At 64.0% G+C, this 9,257-nt stretch carries 10 protein-coding genes; 3 read left to right on the top strand and 7 right to left on the bottom strand.

Annotation, left to right across the window (positions count from 1 at the left end):
• The 3 genes from nuoC to ndhC form a co-directional block, all read right to left on the bottom strand.
• Positions 1–1,637, bottom strand: a 1,637-nt coding sequence (nuoC, locus tag Q0602_RS15080) for an NADH-quinone oxidoreductase subunit C/D (RefSeq protein ID WP_298845016.1), incomplete at its 3' end; no start/stop codon positions are given.
• Positions 1,638–1,720: 83 nt separating this feature from the next.
• Positions 1,721–2,398 carry an NADH-quinone oxidoreductase subunit B family protein gene (locus Q0602_RS15075; protein WP_298845013.1) on the bottom strand — a complete coding sequence of 226 codons (678 nt, stop codon included), beginning with the start codon at positions 2,396–2,398 and terminating at the stop codon, positions 1,721–1,723.
• A gap of 152 nt (positions 2,399–2,550) precedes the next feature.
• Complete coding sequence (gene ndhC, locus Q0602_RS15070; protein WP_149436085.1) at positions 2,551–3,006, bottom strand: NADH-quinone oxidoreductase subunit A; 456 nt, start codon at positions 3,004–3,006, stop codon at positions 2,551–2,553.
• A 261-nt stretch (positions 3,007–3,267) separates the two neighbouring features.
• Between ndhC and thiD the strand changes: the two genes are divergently transcribed.
• On the top strand, positions 3,268–4,089 hold the full coding sequence (thiD, locus tag Q0602_RS15065; protein ID WP_298845009.1) for a bifunctional hydroxymethylpyrimidine kinase/phosphomethylpyrimidine kinase: 822 nt from the start codon (positions 3,268–3,270) through the stop codon (positions 4,087–4,089).
• A gap of 131 nt (positions 4,090–4,220) precedes the next feature.
• Here the strand turns inward: thiD and ehuA are convergent, their stop codons facing one another.
• From ehuA to ehuB, 4 genes are all read right to left on the bottom strand, one after another.
• On the bottom strand, positions 4,221–5,018 hold the full coding sequence (gene ehuA / locus Q0602_RS15060) for an ectoine/hydroxyectoine ABC transporter ATP-binding protein EhuA (RefSeq protein WP_298845008.1): 798 nt from the start codon (positions 5,016–5,018) through the stop codon (positions 4,221–4,223).
• Positions 5,015–5,707, bottom strand: coding sequence for an ectoine/hydroxyectoine ABC transporter permease subunit EhuD (ehuD, locus tag Q0602_RS15055; protein ID WP_295041143.1), 693 nt, complete (start codon positions 5,705–5,707; stop codon positions 5,015–5,017). Before ehuD ends, ehuA begins: the two co-directional genes overlap by 4 nt.
• A 3-nt stretch (positions 5,708–5,710) precedes the next feature.
• Positions 5,711–6,382 carry an ectoine/hydroxyectoine ABC transporter permease subunit EhuC gene (gene ehuC / locus Q0602_RS15050; RefSeq protein WP_295041142.1) on the bottom strand — a complete coding sequence of 224 codons (672 nt, stop codon included), beginning with the start codon at positions 6,380–6,382 and terminating at the stop codon, positions 5,711–5,713.
• A 135-nt stretch (positions 6,383–6,517) separates the two neighbouring features.
• Positions 6,518–7,387 carry an ectoine/hydroxyectoine ABC transporter substrate-binding protein EhuB gene (gene ehuB / locus Q0602_RS15045; RefSeq protein ID WP_298845007.1) on the bottom strand — a complete coding sequence of 290 codons (870 nt, stop codon included), beginning with the start codon at positions 7,385–7,387 and terminating at the stop codon, positions 6,518–6,520.
• Between the two features lie 490 nt (positions 7,388–7,877).
• Between ehuB and dtd the strand changes: the two genes are divergently transcribed.
• Both dtd and Q0602_RS15035 read left to right on the top strand, forming a co-directional pair.
• The gene (gene dtd / locus Q0602_RS15040) at positions 7,878–8,315 is read left to right on the top strand and encodes a D-aminoacyl-tRNA deacylase (protein WP_295041140.1); all 438 of its coding nucleotides are present in this window, start codon (positions 7,878–7,880) and stop codon (positions 8,313–8,315) included.
• Positions 8,316–8,427: 112 nt separating this feature from the next.
• Complete coding sequence (locus Q0602_RS15035) at positions 8,428–9,204, top strand: SDR family oxidoreductase (RefSeq protein ID WP_298845006.1); 777 nt, start codon at positions 8,428–8,430, stop codon at positions 9,202–9,204.
• The last annotated feature ends 53 nt before the right edge of the window (positions 9,205–9,257 follow it).

The following is a 9,257-nucleotide window of genomic DNA, read 5'->3' as shown; positions in this document are numbered from 1 at the left end:
TAACTGTTGATGCCCTTGGTCGCCTCGATCATCTGCATCGACTCGGCGGCCGGCAGCACCGGCCCCCACGAGACCTGCAGGAAGTGGGTGATCAGGGTCTCGATGTGCTGCAGCATCTTTTCCCGCGGCGGCGGCGTGGTCAGCGGATGGTCGGCCTTGTAGTCGCCGGCCGGCATGTGGTCGATGCACTGCTGGAGGATGCGCACGCTCTGGCGCATCTCCTCAATCCGCATCATGCCGCGATCGAAGGCGTCGCCGTTGACGGCGGTGGGCACCTCGAAATCGAAGTTCTCGTAGCCGGAGTAGGGGCGCTTCTTGCGCAGATCGAAGTCGAGCCCGGTGGCGCGCAGGTTGGGGCCGGTGACGCCCCAGTCCAGCGCCTGCCGGGTGTCGAAGGCGGCGACGAAGCGGGTGCGATCGCGCACGATGGCGTTGTCCATCATCGCCTTCTCGTATTCGGCGAGGCGCTTGGGCATCCAGTCGACGAACCCCTGCACCAGCTTGTCCCAGCCGGTGGGCAGATCGTGGGCGGTGCCACCGATGCGATACCACGCCGGGTGCATGCGGAAACCGGTGATCGCCTCGATCACCTCGTAGGCCTTCTGGCGATCGGTGAAGGTGAAGAACACCGGCGTCATCGCCCCCAGATCCTGCAGGTAGGTCCCCAGGAACAGCAGGTGGCTGTTGATACGGAACATCTCCGCCATCATCACCCGGATCGTCTTGGCGCGATCGGTGACCGTGATCCCGGCCAGCTTTTCCACCGCCAGCACGTAGGGCAGGTTGTTCATCACCCCACCGGTGTAGTCGATGCGGTCGGTATAGGGGATGAAGCTGTGCCAGGACTGGCGCTCCGCCATCTTCTCGGCGCCGCGGTGGTGATAGCCGATGTCCGGCACGCAGTCGACCACCTCCTCGCCATCGAGCTGCAGCACGATGCGAAACGCGCCATGGGCCGAGGGGTGGTTGGGCCCGAGGTTCAGGAACATGAACTCGGTCTCTTCCCCCTCGCGCTTCATCCCCCAGGCCGCGGGATCGAAGCGCAGCGCCTCCTGCTCGACCTCCTGGCCCTTGACCGTCAGGGTGTAGGGATCGAACTCGGTGGCGCGGGCGGAGTAATCCTTGCGCAGCGGGTGACCGGTCCAGGTCGGCGGCATCATGATCCGGGTCAGATGCGGATGGCCGGCAAAATCGATGCCGAACAGGTCGAACACTTCACGCTCGTACCAGTTGGCATTGACGAAGATATCGCTGATCGAGGGCAGCGAGAGATCGCGCTCGTGCAGCGCGACCTTGATCATCAGATCGGCGTTCCGCTCCACCGACAGCAGTTGGTAGAAGACGGTGAAATCGGACGGTGGCAGCCCCCGGCGGTGAGTGCGCAGACGCTCGTCGACGGCGCTCAGGTCGAACAGCATCGAAAATGGACCGGTCACGCGCCGCAGAAAGCCGAGCACGTCCCGTAGCTGCTCGCGGGCGACCCAGATGACCGGCATGGCGGTCAGCGTCTCCTGCGGCGTGAAGGCGGCCTCGCCGAACTGGCGCACCAGTTCGGCCACGACGTCGGGCTGACCGGCGGCATGGGAGGCGCTAAAGGTCGTCGCGCTCTCGTTTTGAGAATCATCGGCTGCGGTCATGGCTGGCGGCCCCCGGTGCAGAATCAATGGTCGAAAATGACCACAAGGATCAATGGCAGGAACGATCGACGTGGGCGATCGGGCTAGATGCCATCGGGGGTGCGCAGCTCCTTGACCGCGATGCGCCGGTCGCGGTGCTTTTCACGCTGCGACGGCATCTCGGCACGATAGACGCCCTGGTCTCCGACCACCCAGGAGAGCGGGCGGCGCTCTTCCTGGATCGACTCCTGCAGGAGCTGGAGACCTTGAAGAAACGCCTCGGGGCGCGGCGGGCAGCCGGGCACGTAGACATCCACGGGCAGGAACTTGTCGACGCCCTGAACCACGGAGTAGATATCGTACATGCCGCCGGAGTTGGCGCACGATCCCATCGAGATGACCCACTTGGGCTCGAGCATCTGGTCGTAGAGCTGCTGGATGACGGGCGCCATCTTGATGAAGCAGGTACCGGCGATGACCATGAAGTCTGCCTGCCGTGGCGAGGCGCGGATGACCTCGGCCCCGAAACGGGCGACGTCGTGGGGCGCGGTGAACGCCGTGGTCATTTCCACGTAGCAGCAGGAGAGCCCGAAGTTGTAGGGCCACAAGGAGTTCTTGCGTCCCCAGTTGACGGCCGAGTGGAGCACGTCCTCGAGCTTGCCCATGAATACGTTGCGATGAACCTGCTGCTTCATCGGATCATCGACGATCTCACGCTCGCCAAGTGGGTAACGATCAGCCGCGGAATCGCCTCCCTCCGCACGGGTCAGGGTGTACTGCATAGTGGGCCTCAACAAACCTGATAGAAAAACGGTCGAGGAAGCGCGGGCCGGTCACGGATGCCTGGCTCCCATCGTTATAATCTTGTCGATCGCCATGGCGACCTTGCCTGCCGGGCTCGGCGTTTAGCGCTGCCACGCGATGGCCGACGTTGTCAGCGTGCATGACGCTCGACTCCCGGCACGGCGGCCAGCTCGCGCGCTCTCGAGGCGTCTTCGCGCCCTCTCTTGCGCGGCGCCCAGTCGAGCGCACCGACGCGCGCGTCGTAGACGAGTCCGGCCAGCAGGATGAGGATGAAAACTGTCGCTGCCGCGAATCCCGTCCAGCCCACCTCGCGCACGGAGACGGCCCAGCCGAACAGGTAGACGGCTTCGATGTCGAAAATGACGAACAGCATGGCAACGAGATAGAACTTGACCGAGAACCGCTGGCGCGCAGTGCCGGCGCCAACGATGCCGGATTCGAACGGGAGGGACTTGCTGCGGCCATGACTGCGGCCACCGAGCAGGCTGGCAGCGCCGATCATCAATCCACAGAGTGCAACGACGGCCACCACGAACAGCCCGGTAGCCCAGTAGCTGGCAATCCATGCGGAGACCGGATCGGACATGCCTTCCCTCGCAGACGTAATGGAACCTGAACTCGGCGATATCGAACCAGACTGACAGGTTCGTAAGTTTACGAGTTTACACGATGACGACTTGGTAACAAGCCTGCTAATTAGTCCTATTGCACCCCGCCGACAAATCTGGCGTGCCGGGATCAGGCGGCCGTCTTCGTCACTCTATCCTTTATCGGCATCATTGCCATTGGGCAATGGCAGCATCTTGTCTTAGGCTAGACGCTTTCCTGCCGCTTGCAATGTCCAGCCATGGTTTCTCATTCGACTCCCAATGCCTTGACGATCGCCGGATCCGATCCGTCCGGTGGCGCCGGACTGCAGGCCGATATCAAGACGTTCTCGGCGCTCGGCGTCTATGCCACCAACGTGATTACCGCCGTGATCGCGCAGAACACGCGAGGCGTGGTGGCGGTGGAGCCGGTATCGGTGGCGCTGATCCGCACCCAACTGGACAACCTGCTCGACGACGTCGAGATCGATGCGGTCAAGATCGGCATGGTTGCCAGCCGCGACGTGGCGCAGACGATCGCCGAGGCGCTGACGCGGCGCCGGCCGCGCTGGATCGTGCTCGACCCGGTGATGGTCGCCAAGAGCGGCGACAGGCTGGTGGACGATGAGGGCCTGCGCGCCGTGCGCGATATCCTGATCCCCCTGGCCGACGTGATCACGCCCAACCTCCCCGAGGCGGCAGCCCTGCTCGGGACCGAGGTGCCGCGCGATACCGCCGCCATGGAGGCGATGGTGGGCGATCTCGCGGCGCTGGGGGCCCCCTACGGCCTGCTGAAGGGGGGCCATCTACCGCTGGATCGCTGCCCGGACCTGATGTGGATGCCGCACGCGACGCGCTGGCTGGATGCGCCGCGCCTGCTGACGCCCAATCTCCACGGTGCGGGCTGCGCACTCTCGTCGGCGATCGCGGCCCAGCTGGCGCACCTTCCGCCAGCCCGCCCCGACGTCGAGGCGGCCATCGAAGCCGCCAAGCAGTGGCTTCTTGAGGCCCTCGAAGCCAGCGACCGCCTCACCGTGGGCCAGGGCAAGGGGCCGCCGCACCATTTTCATGCCTGGTGGTAGACAGCGAGCCGCGAGCCGCGAGCCGCGAAAATCAGGGTGTTGCCCTTGAGAGAGAAATGCCAGCGACGCTGGCATTTCTCGCCCGAAGCCCGAAGCCCGAAGCCCGAAGCCCGAAGCCCGAAGCCCGTAGCTCAATCGTCCGGATCGAGCACCGCCTTCAGGAAGGCCTTGGTACGCTCCTCCTTCGGCGCGGTGAAGATCTCCTCCGGCCTGCCCTCTTCCTTGATCCGCCCCTTGTCGAAGAAACAGATACGATCGGAAACCTGGCGCGCGAAATGCATCTCGTGGGTCACCAGCAGCATGGTCAGGTCGTGCTCGTCGGCCAGGGTCCGGATGACGTTCAACACCTCCCCCACCAGCTCCGGATCCAGCGCCGAGGTCGGCTCGTCGAACAGCATGATCTTGGGCCGCATCGCCAGCGCCCGTGCAATGCCCACCCGCTGCTGCTGGCCACCGGAGAGCTGGTGAGGGTACTTGTCGGCCTGGTCGGTGAGTCCCACCATCTCCAGCAGCTCCATGCCGCGCTTCCTCGCTTCGGCCTTGCTGACACCGAGCACCTGTACCGGCGCCTCGGTCAGGTTGCGCAGCACCGTCATGTGGGGGAACAGATTGAACTGCTGGAACACCATGCCCAGGTGGCTGCGCATCTGGCGCAGGTGCTGCTCGCCGGCCGGCTCGAGCGACTCGCCCTTGCGCTGGTGCCAGAGCGGTTCGCCGCCGACATAGACGACGCCGTCGTTGATCTTCTCCAGCGTCATCAGGATGCGCAGCACCGTCGACTTGCCCGAGCCGGAGGGGCCGATGATCGTCACTTTCTCGCCGCGCTGGACCTCGAAATCGAGTTCGTCGAGTACCACATGATCGCCGAAGCGCTTGACGACCTTGTCGAATTTGATGATGGGATCGCAAATGTCGGTGGCGTCGTTCATTTGAGGGAGAGGCCTCGCTTGGGCAGATGGGTATCCAGGTAGCGCACGCCGAAGGAGGCGATGATCGTCATCACCAGATAGAGGCCGCCAACCATGGAGAGCGGGATCAGGTAGCCGCCGGTGCGATCGCCGATGATCTTGGCCACGCCGAGCATCTCCAGCACGGTCACGACCGACAGCACGGGCACGTCTTTCATGATCGAGACCAGATAGTTGCCCAGCGCGGGAATGATGCGCGGGATCGCCTGCGGCAGGATGATGTGGGTGAAGGCCCTGGCGGACGCCAGGTTGAGTGCGCGTGCCGCCTCGCGCTGCCCCTTGGCCACCGCCTCCAGGCCGGCACGATAGACCTCGGAGGTGTAGGCGCTGTACTGCACGCCCAGTGCCAGCGCGCCGGTCAGGAACGCCGGCAGCGTCAATCCGAACTCGGGCAGCACGTAGAACAGGAAGAACAGCTGGATCAGCAGTGGCGTGTCGCGGATGAACTCCGTCACCAGCTTGGCCGGCCAGCGGATGAAGCGGGTCGGCGCGCTCTTCAGCGCCGCCAGGATCAGCCCCAGGATCAGGGCGATGAAGAAACCGACCACGGTGGCCTGCAGCGTCACCACCAGGCCGTGCAGCAGAATCGGAAAGATCGAGACCGCAAAGGCCCACTGGCTGCTGGTATCCCACTCGATGCCGAAAAACATGCGTTATCCCCCCGCCGCGCGCCAGCGGCCAACGTAGCGTTCCAGCAGCTTCATGCAGGCGGTGAGCACCAGCGCCATGCCGAAGTACATGAACAGGACCAGGGTATAGACGGTCACGCTGTCCTGGGTGAAATTACGGATCTGCTCGGCCCGGAAGGCCAGGTCGCCTAGCGAGATCAGCGACACCAGCGCCGTGTCCTTGAGGTTCTGTACCGCGAGGTTGCCGAAGGTCGGCATCATCTCCGGAATCGCCTGCGGCAGGGTGATGCGCCACAGCCGCTTGCGCCCGGTAAAGTTGAGCGCGGTCGCCGCTTCGTACTGCTCCTTGGGTACCGCCTGCACGGCGCCGCGGACGACTTCGGCACCATAGGCGCCGATATTCAGCGCCAGCGCGACAACCCCCGCCACCACCGGTGGAAACCGCAGGTCTAGCCCGATCGCCTGCCCCATGATGGGTAGCGCGAAGTAGATCCAGAACAGCTGCACCAGCAGGGAGGTGCCACGGAATATCTCGATGTAGGCAACGCTGAACCCCTTGAGGAGGGGATTGTGGGACAGCTTGCCGAGACCGAAGACAAAGGCGCAGATACCCCCCAGAATCGTCGAATAGACCGTGAGCTGCACGGTCACCCACGCGCCCTGGGACAATGGGGCGAGATAACTCGTCCATTCCATCGGAAAGACTCCGCATTCGCTGACGAACGGTGCCGGTGGTCACCGGCACCGTTCAATCACGGCACGCATGCGCGCTCGAGGCCATCGCTCTGGCGCACATGCGCAATCACATCGCGTTCAAAAGCCTGGCTGAGCTCAGGAATCCGCGGTGCAGAGCTCTTCCGTGGTGTGGTGGCTCGAACCCTCGACATCGGCCTGGCTGAAGCCGTATCCCATCAGGGTCTCGCGCCAGTCGTCGGTCTGCTTGTACTCCTCCAGCGCCTGGTTGACCGCGTCGCGCAGCTCGGTGTTGTCGCTGTTGAAGGCGAACGCCCCCCAGCTTCGCACCTCTTCGCCATCGATGACCGGATCCTTGAAATCACCGGCGGACTCGACGTCATCGCTCTTGTCGGCCAACTCGCTGACCGTCAGGCTGGTTGCGGCGTAGGCGTCTGCGCGTCCGGTGGAGACCGTGGAGATCGCATCGGCGTTACTGGAGATGGTGACCATGTTTTCCTGCGGCACGCCGAGCGCCTGCAGCATGTCCAACTGGTCGGCACCCGCCATGATGGCGATCTTGGCATCGCCGTCGACGAAATCGCTGAAGGCGTGCAGGTCCTTGGGGTTACCCTCCTTGACCAGCAGTCCTTCCCCGTAGGAGGAGTTCGGCTCGGAGTAGATCACCTGCTGGCAGCGATCCGGCAGTACCGCCATCTCGGCCGCGGCGATGTCGAAGCGATTGGCCTGCAGGCCGGGGATCAGCGAGCTGAAGTTGGTGGTGACCCACTCGATATCGTCGATCCCCATCTCGTTCATGATATGGCGGATGACATCGGGACCCGCGCCCTTGGCTTCCCCGCTCATGTCCATATAGCCGTAGGGGATTTCGTTGGCCACGGCGATCTTGACCGAGCCGGAGTCCTTGATCTCCTGGAGTGAAGCGGCCTGCGCGACCCCGACGGCCAGGCAGGAAAGCACGGAACCGGCAATCAGTGTCGTGACGCCTTTATTGATGTTGTATCGCATCGTTCAGATTCTCCGTCTGCAAGATTCGGACCCGCGGCGGCGGGTCACGCTTGACTCGAGTTCTCGATGATGGGCGCATTGTCGCTTGTCATCGCGCCCAGGCCGGCGTGGCCTCGCCATAATTGTCATGATCCACTGTCGACAAACCAGGACAATTTGCAAAAGCTTGGTCCGCTTGGATAGTAGCACCACCCCAGCGGCGGGCGTCAAAGCCTTTATTGAATCATGACAATGTCACCCCAAGAGCCTCCCGGATCGGGTATCCGGCCTGCTTTTCTCGCTTCCGGCAGTGGTCGAACTGCCGGGTTTCGCCCGATCCGGGCCCTCATCGCTCCCTCGAGACACTGGTAACATAAACATACGTTCTAGTAGCGTCTGTTTTCAATAACGCTTTGCTTGCTATTGATCCCGATCATTCCAATGCCGGCCCGGCGTGCTAATCTTTCGTCTACCTTTCCACCCCCAATTTCAGACAGGATGCCAGGCTGCGATGCGAGCTCTGATTCAACGGGTCAGCCAGGCGTCGGTAAGCGTCGAAGGCGAGATCGTGGGACGTATCGGTACGGGACTGCTGGCACTCGTCGGCGTCGAAGCGACCGATGACCGAGCCCATGCCGATCGCCTGCTGCACAAGCTGCTGCACTACCGCGTATTCGCCGACGACACTGGCCGCATGAACTGCAACCTGCAGCAGGTCGAGGGAGGATTGCTGCTGGTGTCCCAGTTCACGCTGGTGGCGGCGACCGACAAGGGCCTGCGCCCGAGCTTCTCCAGCGCCGCCCCGCCGGCGCACGGACAGGCGATGTTCGACTACCTGGTGGCCCAGGCCTGCCGGGCATGGCCGCGCGTCGAGACAGGCCGGTTCGGCGCCGACATGCAGGTGGCGCTGACCAATGACGGTCCGGTGACGTTCATGCTGGAGACATAGGGACAAGACGATTCAGCCCACGACGGCGACCGCCGGCTCGGTGACACCTCATACGCCTCATAAGACAGGGAAACGCGGCACGCGCCGTGAGCGACAGAAAGGAATCTGACCCATGACCATCCCCCTTGCCATCATCACCGGCGGCGCCCAGGGCATCGGACGCGCCACGGTGGAACTACTGCTGACCGAAGGCTGGCGGGTCGCCGCCCTGGATCGCGACGCGGAAGCCGTGGCGGAACTCGACGAGACCCATCCCGCGGCAACGCTTCTGACCATGGTCGTCGACGTCAGCGACGAGTTGCAGGTCAAGGAAGCGTTTCATCACCTCACGAACTGGCAGCGGGAGAACGATCAATCCACGGGCGTGGATCTGCTGGTGAACAATGCCGGACTCGCCGACCCGGTATGCGGCCCGATCGAGGAGCTGGCGCTGGCGGATTGGCGGTTATGGCAGGAGAGCCATCTGACCGGCGCCTTCCTCTGCACTCGCGCCGCCGTTCCCGGTTTGCGCCAGCGCCAGGGCGCCATCGTCAATATCGCCTCCACCCGTGCGCTGCAGTCGGAGCCCCACTGCGAATCGTACGCAGCCGCCAAGGGCGGGTTGCTCTCCATGACCCATGCGTTGGCGGTCAGCCTGGGACCGGACATCCGCGTCAATGCCATCTGCCCGGGCTGGATCGAGACCGGGCCATGGCAGAAGGCCGGTGGTCGGGCGCGCGCGGAACACCGGGATATCGACCGCGACCAGCATCCGGTGGGGCGCGTCGGCGAACCGGCCGATGTCGCTGCCACAGTGGCCTTTCTCGCCAGCGACAAGGCGGGATTCATTACCGGCCAGCACATCAGCGTCGATGGTGGGATGACCAGAAAGATGATCTACGCCGAGTGAGCCGCGAGCCGCGAGCCGCGAGCCGCGAGCCGCGAGCCGCGAGCCGCGAGCCG

Source organism: uncultured Salinicola sp., assembly GCF_937921195.1.
Classification (GTDB): Bacteria; Pseudomonadota; Gammaproteobacteria; order Pseudomonadales; family Halomonadaceae; genus Salinicola.
This window is presented reverse-complemented; position numbering and strand designations above follow the sequence as displayed.

Coding starts and splice junctions, on each gene's coding strand:
- Q0602_RS15075 (WP_298845013.1), bottom strand. CDS start 2,398: ATGCAGTACACCCTGACCCGTGCGGAGGGAGGCGATTCCGCGGCTGAT.
- ndhC (WP_149436085.1), bottom strand. CDS start 3,006: ATGTCCGATCCGGTCTCCGCATGGATTGCCAGCTACTGGGCTACCGGG.
- thiD (WP_298845009.1), top strand. CDS start 3,268: ATGGTTTCTCATTCGACTCCCAATGCCTTGACGATCGCCGGATCCGAT.
- ehuA (WP_298845008.1), bottom strand. CDS start 5,018: ATGAACGACGCCACCGACATTTGCGATCCCATCATCAAATTCGACAAG.
- ehuD (WP_295041143.1), bottom strand. CDS start 5,707: ATGTTTTTCGGCATCGAGTGGGATACCAGCAGCCAGTGGGCCTTTGCG.
- ehuC (WP_295041142.1), bottom strand. CDS start 6,382: ATGGAATGGACGAGTTATCTCGCCCCATTGTCCCAGGGCGCGTGGGTG.
- ehuB (WP_298845007.1), bottom strand. CDS start 7,387: ATGCGATACAACATCAATAAAGGCGTCACGACACTGATTGCCGGTTCC.
- dtd (WP_295041140.1), top strand. CDS start 7,878: ATGCGAGCTCTGATTCAACGGGTCAGCCAGGCGTCGGTAAGCGTCGAA.
- Q0602_RS15035 (WP_298845006.1), top strand. CDS start 8,428: ATGACCATCCCCCTTGCCATCATCACCGGCGGCGCCCAGGGCATCGGA.